Origin of the sequence: Paraburkholderia panacisoli (genome assembly GCF_008369935.1) — a bacterium.
Taxonomy (GTDB): Bacteria; Pseudomonadota; Gammaproteobacteria; order Burkholderiales; family Burkholderiaceae; genus Paraburkholderia; species Paraburkholderia panacisoli.
This window is the reverse complement of record NZ_VTUZ01000014.1, coordinates 142,577-160,169: the sequence shown is the minus strand read 5'-3', so window position 1 is coordinate 160,169 and position 17,593 is coordinate 142,577. Positions and strand designations below refer to the sequence as shown.

The 17,593-nt window shown below is 63.5% G+C and carries 17 protein-coding genes; 8 read left to right on the top strand and 9 right to left on the bottom strand.

Annotated elements, in window-relative coordinates; genetic code table 11:
* Positions 1-3: 3 nt before the first annotated feature.
* The 7 genes from FVF58_RS22025 (at position 4) to FVF58_RS21995 (ending at position 9,493) form a co-directional block, all read left to right on the top strand.
* Positions 4-747: a DUF2889 domain-containing protein gene (locus tag FVF58_RS22025; protein WP_149672014.1), complete on the top strand. Its 744-nt coding sequence runs from the start codon at positions 4-6 to the stop codon at positions 745-747.
* Positions 744-1,913 carry an ADP-forming succinate--CoA ligase subunit beta gene (sucC, locus tag FVF58_RS22020; protein WP_020069250.1) on the top strand — a complete coding sequence of 390 codons (1,170 nt, stop codon included), beginning with the start codon at positions 744-746 and terminating at the stop codon, positions 1,911-1,913. The genes FVF58_RS22025 and sucC overlap by 4 nt, the downstream gene beginning before the upstream one ends.
* A 127-nt stretch (positions 1,914-2,040) precedes the next feature.
* Complete coding sequence (gene sucD, locus FVF58_RS22015; protein WP_008920420.1) at positions 2,041-2,922, top strand: succinate--CoA ligase subunit alpha; 882 nt, start codon at positions 2,041-2,043, stop codon at positions 2,920-2,922.
* 144 nt (positions 2,923-3,066) lie between these two features.
* Entirely contained in the window at positions 3,067-3,771 is a 705-nt protein-coding gene (locus tag FVF58_RS22010; protein WP_149671957.1) for a TerC family protein, read from the top strand.
* A gap of 193 nt (positions 3,772-3,964) precedes the next feature.
* Positions 3,965-4,588 carry a pilin gene (locus tag FVF58_RS22005; RefSeq protein ID WP_149671956.1) on the top strand — a complete coding sequence of 208 codons (624 nt, stop codon included), beginning with the start codon at positions 3,965-3,967 and terminating at the stop codon, positions 4,586-4,588.
* A 1,287-nt stretch (positions 4,589-5,875) separates the two neighbouring features.
* Positions 5,876-7,582: a group II intron reverse transcriptase/maturase gene (gene ltrA, locus FVF58_RS22000; protein ID WP_149671955.1), complete on the top strand. Its 1,707-nt coding sequence runs from the start codon at positions 5,876-5,878 to the stop codon at positions 7,580-7,582.
* A 126-nt stretch (positions 7,583-7,708) separates the two neighbouring features.
* Positions 7,709-9,493 (top strand): PglL family O-oligosaccharyltransferase, encoded by a 1,785-nt coding sequence (locus FVF58_RS21995; protein WP_149671954.1) that lies wholly within the window; start codon positions 7,709-7,711, stop codon positions 9,491-9,493.
* Here the strand turns inward: FVF58_RS21995 and FVF58_RS21990 are convergent.
* Both FVF58_RS21990 and moaC read right to left on the bottom strand, forming a co-directional pair.
* Positions 9,439-9,774 carry a hypothetical protein gene (locus tag FVF58_RS21990; protein ID WP_149671953.1) on the bottom strand — a complete coding sequence of 112 codons (336 nt, stop codon included), beginning with the start codon at positions 9,772-9,774 and terminating at the stop codon, positions 9,439-9,441. The genes FVF58_RS21995 and FVF58_RS21990 overlap by 55 nt on opposite strands.
* A gap of 153 nt (positions 9,775-9,927) precedes the next feature.
* Positions 9,928-10,434: a cyclic pyranopterin monophosphate synthase MoaC gene (gene moaC / locus FVF58_RS21985; RefSeq protein WP_149671952.1), complete on the bottom strand. Its 507-nt coding sequence runs from the start codon at positions 10,432-10,434 to the stop codon at positions 9,928-9,930.
* Between the two features lie 165 nt (positions 10,435-10,599).
* Between moaC and FVF58_RS21980 the strand changes: the two genes are divergently transcribed.
* Positions 10,600-12,309: a M48 family metalloprotease gene (locus FVF58_RS21980; protein ID WP_149671951.1), complete on the top strand. Its 1,710-nt coding sequence runs from the start codon at positions 10,600-10,602 to the stop codon at positions 12,307-12,309.
* 83 nt (positions 12,310-12,392) lie between these two features.
* Here FVF58_RS21980 and FVF58_RS21975 read toward each other — a convergent pair whose 3' ends face one another.
* The 7 genes from FVF58_RS21975 to FVF58_RS21945 form a co-directional block, all read right to left on the bottom strand.
* A complete protein-coding gene (locus FVF58_RS21975) occupies positions 12,393-12,965 on the bottom strand; it encodes a DUF2946 family protein (RefSeq protein ID WP_149671950.1) in 573 nt (190 codons plus the stop codon).
* On the bottom strand, positions 12,958-14,052 hold the full coding sequence (locus tag FVF58_RS21970) for a YheT family hydrolase (RefSeq protein WP_149671949.1): 1,095 nt from the start codon (positions 14,050-14,052) through the stop codon (positions 12,958-12,960). The genes FVF58_RS21975 and FVF58_RS21970 overlap by 8 nt, the downstream gene beginning before the upstream one ends.
* A 57-nt stretch (positions 14,053-14,109) precedes the next feature.
* On the bottom strand, positions 14,110-14,556 hold the full coding sequence (locus tag FVF58_RS21965; RefSeq protein ID WP_149671948.1) for a nuclear transport factor 2 family protein: 447 nt from the start codon (positions 14,554-14,556) through the stop codon (positions 14,110-14,112).
* 168 nt (positions 14,557-14,724) lie between these two features.
* On the bottom strand, positions 14,725-15,750 hold the full coding sequence (gene waaF / locus FVF58_RS21960; protein ID WP_149671947.1) for a lipopolysaccharide heptosyltransferase II: 1,026 nt from the start codon (positions 15,748-15,750) through the stop codon (positions 14,725-14,727).
* A 5-nt stretch (positions 15,751-15,755) separates the two neighbouring features.
* A complete protein-coding gene (locus FVF58_RS21955; protein WP_149671946.1) occupies positions 15,756-16,004 on the bottom strand; it encodes a hypothetical protein in 249 nt (82 codons plus the stop codon).
* Positions 16,005-16,173: 169 nt separating this feature from the next.
* The gene (locus FVF58_RS21950) at positions 16,174-16,368 is read right to left on the bottom strand and encodes a zinc-finger domain-containing protein (protein WP_064268765.1); all 195 of its coding nucleotides are present in this window, start codon (positions 16,366-16,368) and stop codon (positions 16,174-16,176) included.
* A gap of 103 nt (positions 16,369-16,471) precedes the next feature.
* Entirely contained in the window at positions 16,472-17,395 is a 924-nt protein-coding gene (locus tag FVF58_RS21945) for a branched-chain amino acid transaminase (protein WP_149671945.1), read from the bottom strand.
* Positions 17,396-17,593: the final 198 nt, after the last annotated feature.

Below are 17,593 nucleotides of genomic sequence, written 5' to 3'. Positions count from 1 at the left end.
CGCATGCCGCTTTCACCGCCAGTGTCCCGTCAGTTGCGCCATCGTCGCGCAATCAGAGCGGAAGCCTATGAGCGAGCAGATGGCCTGTGGGATGTGGAAGCGTGCTTGACCGACGAAAAACCACGTGACGTGGTGCTTGCGTCGGGCGTCCGGCCCAATGGTCAGCCGATCCATGAACTCTGGCTTCGCATCACCATCGATCGCACGCTCAATGTCGTCGACGCCGAGGCGTCGTCCGACTGGGTGCCGTATCCTGGTTTGTGCCAAGTCAGCAATCCCGCCTACCGTGCCCTCATCGGGCTCAATCTGTTCAACAACTTCCGTCGCGATGTCGCCCGTTTGCTGGGCGGCACGGCTGGTTGCACGCATCTCACCGAGCTGTGCGCAATCCTGCCGACGGTCGCCATTCAGGCATTCGCCGGCGACGTGTGGAACACCAATGACGGCACGCCGGGCGCGAGCGCGAGTTCAGGAGACGAATCGTCTAACAGCACAGGCGAGCATTCCAACGACAAACCGCCATTCCAGCTGGGACGCTGCCACGCGCTGCGTTTCGACGGCGAGGCGGTGCAACAGTTTTATCCGCGCTGGTATGGCCACGCACCGCATTCAGCGGGTCGCGCGGCGCCGTCAGGCGGCGACGGGGCAGTCCGCCGAACAGGCGAGGGCGGCAACGCGTCCGGCATGAACGACGGCAGCGGAAACGAAGTTCAATCCAACTCTCAGACTGAAGGGAATCACGCATGAAGATTCACGAGTACCAGGGTAAGGAAATCCTGCGGAAATTCGGCGTCGCGGTACCGCGCGGCAAGCCGGTCTTCTCGGTGGATGATGCGGTCAAGGCCGCGGAAGAGCTCGGCGGCCCGGTATGGGTCGTGAAGGCTCAGATCCACGCGGGTGGCCGTGGCAAGGGCGGCGGCGTGAAGGTCGCCAAGTCGCTGGAACAGGTTCGCGAATACTCGAACCAGATCCTCGGCATGCAGCTCGTCACGCACCAGACCGGTCCGGAAGGCCAGAAGGTGAACCGCCTTCTGATCGAAGAAGGCGCTGACATCAAGAAGGAACTGTATGTCGGCCTCGTGATCGATCGCGTTTCGCAGAAGATCGTCGTGATGGCGTCGAGCGAAGGCGGCATGGACGTCGAAGAAGTCGCGGAAAAGACGCCTGAGCTGATCCACAAGGTTGCGGTCGACCCGTCGACCGGCCTGAAGGACGCTGAAGCTGACGACCTCGCGAAGAAAATCGGCGTGCCCGACGCTTCGATCCCGCAAGCGCGCGCGATCCTGCAAGGCCTGTACAAGGCATTCTGGGAAACCGACGCATCGCTGGCCGAAATCAACCCGCTGATCCTGACCGGCGACGGCAAGGTCATCGCGCTGGACGCCAAGTTCAACTTCGATTCGAACGCACTGTTCCGTCACCCGGAAATCGTCGCGTACCGCGATCTGGACGAAGAAGATCCGGCTGAAGTCGAAGCGTCGAAGTTCGACCTCGCGTACATCTCGCTCGACGGCAACATTGGCTGCCTCGTGAATGGCGCTGGCCTCGCAATGGCAACGATGGACACCATCAAGCTGTTCGGCGGCGAACCGGCGAACTTCCTCGACGTGGGCGGTGGCGCCACGACCGAGAAGGTCACGGAAGCGTTCAAGATCATGCTGAAGAACCCGAACCTGACCGCGATTCTGGTCAACATTTTCGGCGGCATCATGCGCTGCGACGTGATCGCGGAAGGCGTGATCGCGGCGTCGAAGGCCGTGTCGCTGAAGGTGCCGCTCGTGGTCCGCATGAAGGGCACGAACGAAGACCTGGGCAAGAAGATGCTCGCTGAATCCGGTCTGCCGATCATCGCGGCGGACAGCATGGAAGAAGCGGCTCAGAAGGTCGTCGCGGCCGCTTCGGGCAAGGCGTAAGCCAAGTCCACAGCGGCTTTTGCCAGGATTAACCAGGATTACGAATGGCGGCGCGCGAGCGACGCGGGCGCGCAATACTGCGCCCCGTGGCGCCACCGCACGACGCCAAACGAACAGAGGTCAATACATGTCGATTCTGATTAACAAAGACACCAAGGTCATCACGCAGGGCATCACCGGCAAGACCGGTCAGTTCCACACGCGTGCTTGCCGTGAATATGCAAACGGCCGCGAAGCGTACGTTGCAGGCGTGAACCCGAAGCGGGCCGGCGAAGATTTCGAAGGCATTCCTATCTACGCTAGCGTCGCTGAAGCCAAGGCTGAAACGGGCGCGACCGTGTCGGTGATTTACGTTCCGCCGGCAGGCGCTGCTGCGGCAATCTGGGAAGCCGTCGAAGCCGACCTGGATCTGGCGATCTGTATCACGGAAGGCATTCCCGTCCGTGACATGATCGAGATCAAGGACCGTATGCGTCGCGAAAACCGCAAGACGCTGCTGCTCGGACCGAACTGCCCGGGCACGATCACGCCGGACGAACTGAAGATCGGCATCATGCCGGGTCACATCCACCGCAAGGGCCGCATCGGCGTCGTGTCGCGTTCGGGCACGCTGACGTATGAAGCAGTCGGCCAGTTGACGGCGATCGGCCTCGGCCAGTCGTCGGCAGTCGGTATCGGCGGCGACCCGATCAACGGTCTGAAGCACATCGACGTGATGAAGATGTTCAACGACGATCCGGATACGGACGCCGTCATCATGATCGGCGAAATCGGCGGTCCGGACGAAGCGAACGCTGCCGAGTGGATCAAGGGCAACATGAAGAAGCCGGTGGTTGGCTTCATCGCCGGCGTCACGGCGCCTCCGGGCAAGCGCATGGGCCATGCTGGCGCGCTGATCTCGGGCGGTGCGGATACGGCTGAAGCGAAGCTGGAAATCATGGACGCATGCGGTATCAAGGTCACGAAGAACCCGTCGGAAATGGCGCGTCTTCTGAAGGCCATGCTGTAAATCGAAATTCGCGTGCTGTTGCGGCGCGATTTTTGTTACGCTTACGAAGTCCTTTCGTGAGCGAGCGGTCCTGAAAAGCGGGGGAGTTTTAGACTCCCCCGCTTTTTTTGTCCGTGCGTCAGATTTTTTCTTATTCTTTCAGTCATGCTCGAATTCTTCGCCACCCTCCATTGGGGCGCGGTCTTCCAGATCATCGTGATCGACATCCTGCTGGGTGGCGATAACGCTGTCGTGATCGCGCTGGCCTGCCGCAATCTGCCGCCCTCACAGCGCATCCGCGGCGTGCTGTGGGGCACGGCCGGCGCGATCGTGCTGCGCGTGGCGCTGATCGCGTTCGCCGTCGTGCTGCTCGATGTACCGTTGCTGAAGTTCACGGGCGGCCTGCTGCTGCTGTGGATCGGCGTGCGCCTGATGGCGCCGGCGCATGACGTGCACGAGAACATCAAGCCGGCCGACAAGCTGATGTCGGCAATCAAGACCATCGTCGTCGCCGACGCGGTGATGAGCCTCGACAACGTGATCGCGATTGCGGGCGCCGCCGAAGCCGCCGATCAGGAGCATCGCCTCGCGCTGGTGATATTCGGCCTGGTGGTGAGCATTCCGCTGATCGTGTGGGGCAGTCAGTTGGTCCTCAAGCTGCTCGACCGCTTCCCGATCGTCATCGTGCTCGGCGCCGGGTTGCTGGGCTGGATCGCGGGCGGTCTGATCATCAACGACCCGGCCGGCGACCGCTGGCCTATCCTAGACACGCCTGCCGCCGAATACGGAATGAGCGTCGCGGGGGCGCTGTTCGTCGTGATCCTCGGGTATCTGTTGAAGCGCCGCAACGCCAGTCGCGCGACGGTGTGAGGCGCACGGTGCCACGGCGGCACGCGCGCGCGTCGCCGTGGCACTGGAACGCGCCGCCGTATCGGCGCAACGGCTCGCAATCAACGCAACGTTAGCCATTCGGCTGACTGTCAGCCGCGAGCGTCGCTGGCTACGATTGAAACGCCTGTCCCCGATCCGTGGGGCAGGCGTTTTTCGTTTCAGGAGCCTGCCGATGATCGTTACCCTGCCATATCCCCCTTATTCCCATTCCACGCTTTCAACGCGTTGCGCGTCCAGACGCGCGAGCTGGTCCACGCGGCTCGCGAGCGTCTGCCGTCGTTTCGGCGTCGGCTTCACGCTGATCGAATTGATGATCGTGCTGGCGATCGTCGGCGTGATCGCGGCCTATGCGATTCCCGCGTATCAGGACTATCTGGCGCGCAGCCGGGTCGGCGAAGGGCTGTCGCTCGCCTCGTCCGCGCGGCTCGCGGTGGCCGAAAACGCCGCGAGCGGCAATGCGTTCAGCGGCGGCTACGCGTCGCCGCCCGCGACCCGCAACGTCGAGTCGATCCGGGTCGACGACGACACCGGCCAGATCACGATCGCCTTCACCACGCGCGTCGCGCCGGCCGGTTCGAACACGCTGACATTGGTGCCCTCGGTGCCCGACAATGCGGACGCGCCGACCGCGCGCGTCGCCTTGAGCAAGGACTCGGTGCAGGCCGGCGCGCTGACGTGGGAATGTTTCGCTGGCGGCAAAACGGCATCTTCATTGCCTGCGCCGGGCGCGGGGCCTGCCCCTGTGGATGCACCCACCCTGGCGTCGAATCTGGCGCCGCCGGAATGCCGTTCGTGACCGAATGCGTGATTAGCGTGTGACTGAGCGCCACAAGTGGGCACACTAGTCGCCATTCACCCGCACAGTGAACGTAAAAGGCTGATTTCTGGCCTATTTCGGCCAGCCGGCGCACAGCGGAAGGAATTTTTTGTATAGTGCGCCGGTTGGTGCGACACGCATGCTCGTGTCCGGGTAGCCCCAACGTAAGGGGCATCGACTAGCGGCAAAGGAGGCGTCGGTATGAGCCTAACCGGTCGCGAAGATATCACGTGGAGCATCCGGAAGGGGCGTGAGTCCCTCGACGCAACTGCTCAGAAGCGGGGTATCTCTTTTAGCGAAGCGAGAGCCGGTAGAGGTTTGCCGGGTCTCGTTCATACGAGTCTCGGTAGAGCACATTCTCCGAGAACTCGCATTGCATTGACCTGATTACCGTCAGGTTCCGCCCCGTCAGCGGCTTCACCTCCGCCGACAGGGTGGAGTGATGTATGTAATTCCTGCGCCGTCAGCGGCAATGGATTCGCGAACCGATACGAGCGAAAGCTCGGTGTGTCATTGTTTGGCCTCGTCAGTTGTACGGCGAGGATAGTGAACCTGCTGTACGACCAGCAGTAGCCTAAGAAGACATGCGTCACTGGTAACGGTGGGGTGTGAAGCTCTTCTGACAATGTAGCCCTCGGATGTTTCGGGCAGATCGATTCCGCGAGGAGCGATCTGGATACTCCCAGCAGCAAGGGGGTTGAGGAGCTAGGCTGGCTGATAGGGTTAACGTAAGTGAACTGCTGATAAACCTCGTAAGCACTGAGGAGCCAAAGCTGCTTGAACATTGGGCTCTAACCAAAAGGTACGTGGCTGGTTAATCCGCTCAACCGTCGGATTACGTCGTCACCTAGCCACCGGGGAAGAGGCAGAACCTACGTCAGTCGTGTGACATGCCGGGAACGTGGTAAGCCTGTATGGTTGCCAGCGCAGTCAGGCTGGCAAGCGAACCGTAAGGGACGCTGTTGATTGTGCAGGTATAGGAGGACGGAAAAAGCGAAGGTCGGGCTGTAACGGTCCGGATAGGGGTTGGAACATCACCCCACGCGAAAGCGGGCAGACTTCCGTCTGGTCTACCGTCGCAAGACGGCTGACTACCCTCTGTCACTTGGTTAGATACAGGCGCATGCGCCCGTATTGAGGAGTTTGTCCGAGATGTGAGTGCATGCGCTCATATTGAGGTGTCTGTTGTTCCCCAGCGGGGTGTGTCTTCCCCGCTGGGGGAGATGCGCCTTCTGCCGGGGATCTAATCCAAGGTAGGAGAGCAGCATGAAAGTATCTGGTCGAAAGACCGGATCTGCGCTTTCCCACGCGCCGGACAATTGGCACGCCATCGATTGGCGTCGAGTTGAGCGGAACGTGAGAGGGATGCAGATTCGAATTGCGAAGGCGACGCGGGAAGGTAACTGGCGCAGGGTGAAAGCCTTGCAACGGATGCTGACCCGCACGTTGTCCGCAAAGCTGTATGCGGTGCGACGTGTTACGCAGAACCAGGGTGCGCGAACGGCTGGAGTCGATCGCGAGCTATGGGACTCGCCTGAAAGCCGATGGCTTGCTGTCGGCAGGTTGAAGCGGCATGGATATAAGCCTCTGCCTTTACGGAGGGTCTTTATCCCCAAGGCCAATGGGAAGGAGCGCCCTCTGGGCATTCCCACCATGCGGGACAGGGCGATGCAGGCCTTGTATCTGCTGGGTTTGGAGCCGGTAGCAGAGTCGACGAGTGACCCGAACTCCTATGGGTTCAGGCTCAACCGTTCGACGGCTGATGCCATGTCTCAAATTTTCGTTGTCATGGCCCGTCGCAGTTCAGCGCAATGGGTACTTGAGGCGGATATCAAGGGATGCTTTGACCACATCAACCATAAGTGGCTGGAAAACCATGTCCCGATGGACAGCGTGATCCTCCGCAAATGGCTGAAGGCTGGCCTGATTTACAAAGGGCAGCTACAGGCGACGGAGGCCGGTACGCCGCAGGGAGGCATCATTTCCCCGACGCTGGCAAACGTGACGCTGAACGGGCTGGAACGTGAACTGATTGCGCACCTTGGTGCGAAATTTGGGATCGGGAAAGCGAAGAAGCTGAAAGTAAATGTGGTGCGATACGCGGACGACTTCGTTATCACCGGCGACTCGAAAGAGGTGCTGGAACAGGAAGTCCGGCCTTGGATAGACGCCTTCCTTGAAACACGGGGACTGCAACTATCGGAGGAGAAAACCCGGATCGTCCGCATTGACGAAGGCTTTGATTTCCTTGGGTGGAATTTCCGTAAGTACTCGGGGACGCTACTTATCAAGCCGAGCAGGAAGAACGTGCAGACGTTCTATCGCAAGGTGGCGGATACGATCAGCGGTCACAAAGCGGTGAAGCAGGAGGAGTTAATCCGATTGCTGAATCCGATGCTACGAGGCTGGGCGCAATATCACAGCCCTGTAGTAGCCAAGCAGGCGTATAGCCGCATGGAGTCGTTGGTGTTTTACAGGCTCTGGCGGTGGTCGAAGCGGAGGCATCCAAACAAGAACGCGGAGTGGGTGAAACGGAAGTACTTTCACTCGATCGGCAATCGGCATTGGGTGTTCGCCGCTCCCGTAGTTCAAGAGGACGGCAGCAAGGGTTTGCTTGAGCTGTACCAGATCAGCGGTACGGACATCAGGCGCCACAGGAAGGTCAAAGGGGAATTCAATCCTTTTGATCCATTGTGGGAGCAGTACAGCGAGCAATTGCGGCAGGATCGCATGGAGTATTCAATGCGCTATCGCAAGCAATGGGTGGCGCTGTACAAATCACAGGGCGGGATGTGCGCGCACTGTGGCTGGGCTCTGACGAACGAGACCAGTTGGCACGACCATCATCTGGAATATCGGATGCATGGCGGGACCGACTCTCTGTCCAACAGGGTTTTGCTGCACCCCGACTGCCACCGGCAGGTACACGTTGGTAAACTTGTGGTAACTAAGCCGGCTCCGTCGTTGCACTGACGGGGCTTTGTAAAAGAAATATGTAGGCTTGAGCCGTATGCGGGGAAACTCGCACGTACGGTTCTTAGGGGGCCCCTCTTCCGCAAGGAAGGGGGGCTACCCTACCTGACGCCCTCCGGTTACTCGATGCCTTCCCCATTTGCACGCTACCTGTCTCTCGCTTTGCTGTCTCTCGCGTTGGTGCTGCCTTATGCAGTTGCCAACCATACGTACCCGATTCCGACCTTCTACGCTGAATTCACCGCGCTCGCGCTTCATCTGCTGACCGGCGCGGGTATCGTGCTGCTGATGGCGACCGCGAAGCCGCGCATCACGTTCGCATCGCCGACGGTCGCGCTGGTGCCGTTGCTGTTCGGCGTGGTGCTGGTCGCGCAGTCGGTCGTGCTGCCCGTCGCGCAGCCGTCGATGAACTGGCTCGGCGGCGGTTTTCTGCTGGCGGCATGGATGGCGACGCATGCCGGCTACGGTTTCACACGCGCCAAGCTCGACGAAACAGCGTTGCGCTGGGCGGCGGGGGCGCTGATCGTCGGCGGCCTGTTTGCGGTGTTCAGCCAGGTGATCCAGCTCTTTCACCTGGAGACGCGCGTTTCGCCGTTCGTCGTCGCGTATAACGTGACGGTCGAGCGCCGGCCGTTCGGCAACATGGCTCAGGCGAACCACCTCGCCACCTACATCGCGTTCGCGATGGCGGGCGCATTGTTCCTCGTGCAGACACGGCGGCTCGCCATCGGCATCTGGCTGCTCATATCGACGATCTTCGCGGTCGGGCTGGCGCTGACCGTGTCGCGCGGTCCGTGGCTGCAAATGGGCGTGATCGTCGTCGCGGGTTTCTGGATGGCGTTCGCGCAGACTCGCAACGAACCACTGCTTCGCCGCAGCAACCACGAGTGGCTCATCCCGATCGCGTTGGCGGTGCTGTTCTTCGTGGTCAATGCGCTGATCCGCTGGGCCAATGTGCACTATCACCTGGAGCTTGGCCAGTCGGCGGCCGACCGCTTCAAGGACGCCGGCCAGATCGCGCCGCGCCTCGCGCTGTGGAAGTACGGCTGGACGATGTTCAGAACGCATCCACTGCTGGGCGTCGGCTGGGGCGAATTTCCGAGCTACCAGTTTGAGCTGGTGAAGACGCTCGGCGGTGTCGAGATCGCCAACAATTCGCACGACATCTTCATCGACCTGCTCGCGAAGACCGGTTTGATCGGCGTTGCGATCGTGCTCATCGGGCTGGTCGCGTGGCTCGTGCGCGTGGTGCGCGCCCCGCAAAGCGCGGGGCGCGTGTTCGGCATCGCGTTGATCGGCGTGCTGACGATGCACGCGCTGGTCGAATATCCGCAGCAGTACATGTTCTTCCTGTTGCCGGCGATGTTCGTGTTCGGCTTGCTGGAAACGCGGCCGTTGCGTCTCGTGCCGGGGCGGCTGTCGTTCGGCGCGTTTGCGGTGGTGGTGTTCGGCGGGCTGGCCGCGCTGTATCCGGTGTATCGCGATTACGCACGCGCCGAGGTGCTGTACTACGGCGCGCGGCCTGCCGAGGAATACACGGCGAATCCGTCGTTCCTGTTCCAGGCTTGGGGCGAATACGGTCTCGCAACGCTGCAGCCGATGAATTCGATGGACCTGCAACACAAGCTCGCGATGCACAAGCAGGCTATCGCGCTGCTGCCGGGCGAAACCGTGTTGCGCCGCTATGCGGTGTTGCAGGCGCTGAGCGGGGATACGGCGGCGGCGCTCGACACCGTCGAGCGCCTGAGGATTTTCGCGGAGGAGTTGAAGGACTGGCCGTCGCAGTTGAGCTATCTGTACGAACTGACCGATGAGCAGAAGTCGCTGGCCGGCTTCAAGGCGGAACTGGTCAAGCGCTACGGCCTGCCGCGGTCCGACGTGAACCAGGACGACGACAGCGACGAAGAGTGATTGACGCCCACGGCGCGCCATTGATCGGTGGCATCGGTGGCGACTCGGCACGTGCCTTCTGGATCGACGCCATTGTCGAGTGCACCGTGATGCAAGCGAAGCCGGCGGCCATCGGGAAGCTCGGCCACCGTGTCGTCATCGACGGACAACGCGGCGATTGCGTCGGCGGCACTCGTTGTAGCAGGGTTTGTGGTCCCGTAGATCGACGAGAATCGAATGCCGTTCGTATGCGGATGTTGCGGGTCCGCTGCGCCGTGTGCGATCAGCACCGAGGGCATCACGGGGGCATCGAATGACCTGGTGCCGCCCAGGTCCCACGCGTGCGCGAAGCGATCAGGAAAGCGTCCGCATTCGTGTCATAGCCTCCGGCAGCTTCGCCGCGAGCACTATCTGATCGGCGACAAAGAAGGCAAGATTGTCGGGCGCGCACTGCGTCAGTCTTGCGCAGGCTTGTCGAGCCCCGCCTGGTCCGCCACCCAATCGCCCGATTTCCCCCCGTGCTTCTCCAACACCTTCACATCGGTGATGGTCATCCCCCGATCCACCGCCTTGCACATGTCGTACACCGTCAGCAGTCCCACTTGCACGGCGGTCAGCGCTTCCATCTCCACGCCCGTTCGGCCGAGCGTTTCGACCTGAACCGTGCAGTGCACGCCGGGCAGCGTGTCGTCGAGTTCGAAATCCACTTTGACGCGCGTCAGCGCGAGCGGATGGCAGAGCGGGATCAGGTCGGCGGTGCGCTTCGAGCCTTGAATCGCCGCAATGCGCGCAATGCCGATCACGTCGCCCTTCTTGGCGTTGCCGTCGCGGATCAGCGCGAAGGTGTCCGGCAGCATGCGGATCGAGCCGCGCGCAACGGCAATGCGCTTGGTCTCCTTCTTGCCGCCGACGTCTACCATATGCGCCTGGCCGGCGGCGTCGAAATGAGTGAGTTCAGGCATGTTGGGTTCCTTCAGAGGGCGCCTATCATAGCAGTGCGGTAGCAATGCAATAACAGTGTGGCGCAGCCATCCGCTTCGCCGCGGCGACTGATTACAATTGTCCTGTGCCCGCTATCTTAGTCCGAGCCGCGGGCGTCGCTTTCCGACTTCGTCACCGACCTCGCGATGCGTCCGAAACGGTTTCTTGCAGCGTTGTTGTCTGTCGCGCTCGCGGCGCCGCCGGGCGCGTTCGCGCAATCGCATGCCGGCACGAGCGTCGCGCTCAACATGCAGCCGGCCGAGTCGCCGCTGGTCAGCGGGCCGTCGGACGCCTTTGCCGACCCGGTCGTGCCGCCCGACATCGCGCAAGGCGTGTTCGGCGTATACGGCGGCGCGCAGAGCCGCCTGTCCGGACGCTCCGGCACGAACAGCGACTGGCGCACGCCGATCGTCACCCAGCAATTGCCCGACCTCGGCAACGGCGGTTCGGGTTCGCTGACGCCGCAAGCCGAGCGCAAGCTCGGCGAGCGCGTGATGCGCGAAGTGCGCCGTGACCCCGACTATCTCGACGACTGGCTGGTGCGCGACTATCTGAATTCGGTGTCCGCCAAACTCGCCGCGGCGGCGAGCGCGCTGTACATCGGCGGCTATCGGCCGGACTTCGATCTGTTCGCGGTGCGCGACGCGCAGATCAACGCATTCTCGTTGCCCGGCGGCTTCATCGGCGTGAACACCGGTCTGATCGCGGCGACCCAGACCGAGTCCGAGCTGGCGTCGGTGCTCGGCCACGAAATGGGCCACGTGCTGCAACGGCACATCTCGCGGATGATCTCGGCCGGCGAGCACAGCACCTACGCCGCGCTCGCCGGCATATTGTTCGGCGTGCTGGCGGGCGTGCTCGCGCATAGCGGCGACCTGGGAAGCGCGATTGCGGTCGGCGGCCAGGCTTACGCGGTCGACAATCAGTTGCGCTTCTCGCGCTCGGCCGAGCAGGAGGCGGACCGCGTCGGCTTTCTGCTGCTGGCCGGCGCGGGCTATGACCCGTACGCGATGGCTACCTTCTTCGGCCGGCTCGACCGCGCGGCGATGAACGACACGGGCGTCCCGGCCTACGCGCGCACGCACCCACTGACCGGCGAACGGATCGCCGACATGGAGGACCGCGCGCGCCGCGCGCCGTACCGGCAGCCGCATCAGGCGCCCGAATACGGCTTCGTGCGCGCGCGTGCGCGTATGCTGCAGGACCGCTCGCGCAGCGAGTACGCAGATGAGATTTCGCGCTTGCGCTCCGAAATCGACGACCGCACGGCGCTCAACGTCGCGGCGAACTGGTACGGGATCGCGTATGGTCAGCTGCTGCTCGAACGTTACGACGAGGCGGCGGCGTCGCTCGCGACTTCCCGTGCGACGTTCGCGACCGGCGAGCGTAGCGGGGGCGAGCCCGCGCGCAGCTCGCCGAGCCTCGACGTGCTTGCCGCCGACATTGCACGGCGCGCGGGGCGCAACGATGAAGCCGCGCGTCTCGCGGAGTTTGCGCAGCAGCGTTGGCCGCAGTCGAATGCCGCGATCGACATGCACATCCGCACCTTGCTGACCTTGCGGCGGTTCGCCGATGCGCAGGCGCTCGCGCAGAAGGAGACGCGCGCCCATCCGGATCAGCCGGCCTGGTGGCTGTATCTCGCGCAGGCGAGCGCGGGCAGCGGCGACGCGCTGACGCAGCATCGGGCGATGGCGGAAAAATTCGCGCTGGAAGGGGCGTGGCCGTCGGCGATCCGGCAACTGAAGGACGCGCGCGATTTGAAGTCGATCGGCTATTACGATCTCGCGACCGTCGACGCGCGCCTGCACGAAATGGAAAACCGCTACAAGGAGGAGCGGCTCGACGAGAAGAGTTGAGGCTGCTGTGGGCTAACCGGGCCCGACGAGTGGGCCCGACGAGTGGGCGCGCCGAGGCTGAACGCCGTGCGCGCGACAAAGCCCTAGATGTTCGCGGCCGGACTCGGCACGAAACCGAAACGCGTGGCAACTTCGGCGCGCCGCATCGGTTGCAGCGGCAACGCTCGCCGGTTGTTCCAGTGGAGGTCGCCGCTCATCGAATCGTCGGCGAGCGTCGCATGATCGGAGAAGACCTGCAGATCGTGATCGTGCAAAACAGCGACTCTTGTGTGAGCCGAGTTGTCCGCAAACAGAATCCCGCCTTCTTCATCGACAAACACAGCAGCGGGCTCGAAAGTGCCGCCGGCCTGATCCTGCAGCGCGAGCGCCCCATCGGCGCCGGCTGACAGTCGCACCACCCACGGCGTATAACCCAGTTCGACATACACCCGCTGCGGGCCGTTCTGGAAAAACCACTGGCCGCGTTCGTCGGCGTCGTAGTTCCGGTTGATGAACCCGAGCAGCGCCTCATGGCGGATCGGCTCGCCCGGCGCACCGCTCGCCTGGGCGGCATCGTCGCGCATGCGCCAGTTGCCGCGCCGGTCCAGCATCAGCCACCCGGTGCAACTCGGAACGTTCGGCCACTTGGCCAGAGCCTGCCTGACGATGTCATCCATGATCGACGTGTCGCTCCAGGTAGCCGAACACGCGCCGCGACAGCCAGTCGATGCGGCCCGGAAACGGCCCGGTCATGAAGCCGGCGTGGCCGCCGTGCCTCGGTTGGTCGAGTTCCACTGCCGCCGACACTTCGTGCCGCGACGGCAACGCCTCGGCCGGCAGGAACGGGTCGTTGCGCGCGTTCAGGACCAGCGTCGGCACCTGAATGTGCGGCAGGAGCGGGCGCGTGGTCGCCGTGCTCCAATACTCGTCGGTATTGCGAAAGCCGTGCAGCGGCGCGGTCACCACGTTGTCGAACTCGTACATTGTGCGGCTCGCCAGCATCGCGTCGCGGTCGAACAGGCCCGGGAACTGGACCAGCTTCTGCCCGGCCTTCTGCTTGAGCGTCTTCAGAAAACTGCGCGTGTAGATGAGGCCGAAGCCCTGCGACAACGCGCGGCCGCCGGCATGCACGTCGATCGGCGTCGAAATCGCGGCGGCCGCCGCGACCACGGACGCCGCTTCGTCGCGCCGCTCGCCGAGCCAGCGCAGCAGCACATTGCCGCCGAGCGACACGCCCGCCGCGACGACCGGCCCACGATGCGCGGCGCGCAAGCGGCGCAGCACCCAATCGACTTCGTCGCTGTCGGCGAGGTGATAAAAGCGCGGCAAGCGATTCAACGTGCCGCTGCAACTGCGAAAGTGCGGCACGACGCCGTGCCAGCCGTAGTCGCGCGCGGCCGCCATCAAGCTGACTGCATAGTGCGATCCCGAGCTGCCTTCGAGCCCGTGAAACAGCACGAAGAGCGGGGCGTCGGCGGCGGGAATCCTGGTCGCGGCGTCTGGCGCGAGCGACGACGATGAGGACTGGCCGTCATGCACGACCCAGTCGAGATCGATGAAGTCGCCGTCCGGCGTGTCCCAGCGCTCGCGCCGAAACGACACCGCCGGACGGCGCGCGAACAACGACGGCACGATGGTTTGCGCGTGCCGGTTCGGCAGCCAGAGCGGGGCGCGGTAGAGCAGCTCGACGGTGGCCTCGACGGCGGCCGCGACCGTGGGGCGGCCCGTGCCGGAGGAAACGGATTTATCGTGCGTCGAACTCATGCCGGCGTTGGAGCGAATAAGTAAAGCGCGAACCTGAATCTGAGCTCGAGCCGCGCGTCAGTGCAGCGAGCCCTGGCCATGCCGCATCTTGGTGGCGAACTGGCTGGCGGCCTCGTTCGGCATCGGGCTTGCGTGAATGTGCGCGATGCGCCACTCGCCGCGCTCGTGGACCATCACGTAAGTGGTGAAGACCATCGCGGGCGTGGCGGTCGGGTCGGCCGGACGATGCGCTTCGGCAATCGCGTACACGACGGTGCCGAGACTGTCGTACACGCGGATGTCGAGCGGCTCGATCGAAACGGGTGCGGCTTCGAGCTGGATCTGCAAGCCGGCGCGAATGCTGTCGAGGCCGTGCAGGTGGGAGCCGTCGGCCCAGATGCAGCTGACGAACTCTTCATCGATCCACAGGCCCATCAAGCTGTCGATATTGACCTCGGCGACGGCCTGATAGTAGGCGTTCAGGGTATCGGCGGCGGCTTCGAAGATATGGGCAAAACGTGGCATGGCTCGTCAGTCTCTTGTGCGCGGCGCGCGGTTGCGCGACAGCGGTCAGCGGGGCGGTCCGGAGCACCGGACCGTCGCACCCGAGCGCCAGAATGCCCGCGCCGCAAGGCGCGAACGTGACGCGACGCGCTCAGGGGCGTGCGGTGTTGCGTACAAGTATCGGTCGGGTCAACGTTGCGTCAGCAACATGCCGCGCAAATCGCTGAAGACCTGCTCGGCGCTCAACTGCTTCAGGCAGTTCAGATGACCGAGCGGACACTCGCGCTCAAAACAGGGGCTGCATTCGAGATGGAGCCATTGTACCTTCGCAAGCTCCGACAAGGGCGGCGTGTGGCGCGGATCGGTCGAACCGTACACGGCCACCAGCGGCCGGCGCAGCGCGGCGGCCACGTGCATCAGGCCGGAGTCGTTGGTGACGACCGCGTTGGCCCGCGAGATCAGCGCGCAAGCCTCGCCCAGCGCGGTCTGGCCGCACAGATTGCGCACGTTCGGCGCTTTCTCGGCGATCGCCTGCGCAAGCGGCGCGTCTTTCGGCGAACCGAGCGCGACGATCTGCGTGTACGGGAACGACTGGCCGACCATCTGCGCGAGCGCCGCGAAGTGCTCGGGCGGCCAGCGCTTGGCGGGGCCGTACTCGGCGCCCGGGCAGAACACCAACAGCGGCACCCGCGTATCCAGATTGAAGCGCGCCGACACGCGCGACGCTTCGTTCAGGTCCGCGTCGAGGCGCGGCATCGGCAGGTCGTCGGGGAGCTTGGCGCCGGGCGCATAGGCGAGGGCGGCGTACTGGCCGACCATCGGTGGACGCTCGTCTTTGCGCGGATTCGCGTGACGCACGTTCAGCAGGCCGTAGCGGCTTTCGCCGGTATAGCCGATGCGCAGCGCAATGCCGGCCATCCACGGAATCAGCGCCGATTTGAGCGAGTTCGGCAGTACATACGCCGCGTCGTAGCCGACGTCGCGCAAATCGCTCGCCAGCTGCCAGCGACGCAGCATTTGCAGCTTGCCGTGTGCAAGGTCAGTGGCGTAGACGTCGCGGATTTCGGGCATGCGTTCGAGCACGGGCGCGACCCACGAGGGCGCGACCGCGTCGATGGCGATGCGCGGATGCAATTTCACGAGGCGCGCAAACAGCGGCTGCGCCATCAATGCGTCACCGATCCAGTTCGGTGCGATAACCAACGCGCGACGCATCAGATTCAGTGTCCGGTGTCGAAATGAAATGCCGCGCGCGCAATGCGCGTGGCATTCGGATTGGTGAAAGTGGAAAAGCCGCCAACCGTGCGGCGCGCTTGCGGCATGGCCGGAAGCGTCGCGGTGGCGGCCCTGGTGCGGCGTGTTTGCGCTTGCGTGCGTGTCGACGATGTTGTGCGCGCGCACCGTGCAGTCGGGCCGGGCTCGCCGGACCACGAAGCGGCGAGCGAAATCTTCAGCCAGTCAGTCAGCACAGCAACGCAGGGCAGGCAACGAGACGGGTGGCCGTGCGAGCCACCGCGCCGCCATCGAACCCGGCGACGCGGCGCGGCGCGCATAAAACCCACGTCAACCCAATGCCAACAGCCCGCGCACGACACCCGCAGACAGCGCCGCAAGCAACTAACGCTCAGTGCGCCGTGTTCAATGCCCCTTGACCACTTCGCCGTCGCGCAGCTTGTAGCGCGTGCTGCAATACGGGCAACGCGCCTCGCCGTGCGTGACATCGATAAAGACACGCGGATGCGCGCTCCAGCGCGGCATGGCCGGGTTCGGGCAGTACGCCGGCAGGTCTTTTGCCGACAGTTCGACCAGCGGCATTTCCTTGATTTCGCTCATGGGACTTTCTCGTTGTATGCAGGGTGCGGGCGTTGCGCCGGTAAAGCCCGGACCGGCAAGAGCCAAAAGGTCAGCTTGGGCCAGCTTGCCGGCGCAGCGCGCGTTAGATCTTGGTCAGCCAGTGCTGGTACTTGTCGCTCTTGCCGTTCACCACGTCGAAGAACGCCGACTGCAGCTTCTCGGTGATCGGGCCGCGTACGCCCGCGCCGATCGTGCGGTTGTCGAGTTCGCGGATCGGCGTGACTTCGGCGGCGGTGCCGGTGAAGAACGCTTCGTCGCAGGTGTAGACCTCGTCGCGCGTGATGCGCTTTTCGATCACCTGAATGCCCGCGTCGCGCGCCAGCGTGATGACCGTGTCGCGCGTAATGCCGTCGAGGCACGACGACAGGTCCGGCGTGTACAGCTTGCCGTTGTTGACGAGGAAGAAGTTCTCGCCCGAGCCTTCCGATACATAGCCGTCGACGTCGAGCAGCAGTGCTTCGTCGTAGCCGTCGGCGATCGCTTCCTGGTTCGCGAGGATCGAGTTCACGTACCAGCCCGACGCCTTCGCGCGGACCATCGACACGTTCACGTGATGGCGCGTGAACGACGAGGTCTTCACGCGGATGCCCTTGGTGATGCCGTCTTCACCGAGGTAAGCGCCCCACGGCCACGCGGCGATGGCGACGTGGATCGTGTTGCCCTTGGCCGACACGCCGAGCTTTTCCGAACCGACCCAGATGATCGGGCGCAGGTAGCAGGACTCTAGCTTGTTTTCGCGGACCACTTCGCGCTGCGCGGCGGCGAGCGTTTCGTGGTCGAACGGCACGTCCATCTGGAAGATCTTGGCCGAGTTCAGCAGACGTTTGGTGTGCTCCTGCAGACGGAAAATCGCGGTGCCGCCGTCGGCCGTCTTGTAGGCGCGCACGCCTTCGAAAACGCCCATGCCGTAATGCAGCGTGTGGGTGAGCACATGGATCTTGGCATCGCGCCACTCGATGAGCTTGCCATCCATCCAGATCTTGCCGTCACGGTCGGCCATTGACATACGATTCTCCAGCAGGTGCGTTATGAGGTGCGACTACGCGCGCCAGGCGCAGCCAAGAGCGATATTTTAGCGTCTTTTGCACACGGAACGGGCATTTGGCCGCATTCCGGACGCTATAATCCAGCACACGCCTAATTCAAATCCGGATGCGCCAGCGGGTGCCGGACGACCTGGCGCCGACTTCCCTTCGTTGCGGCG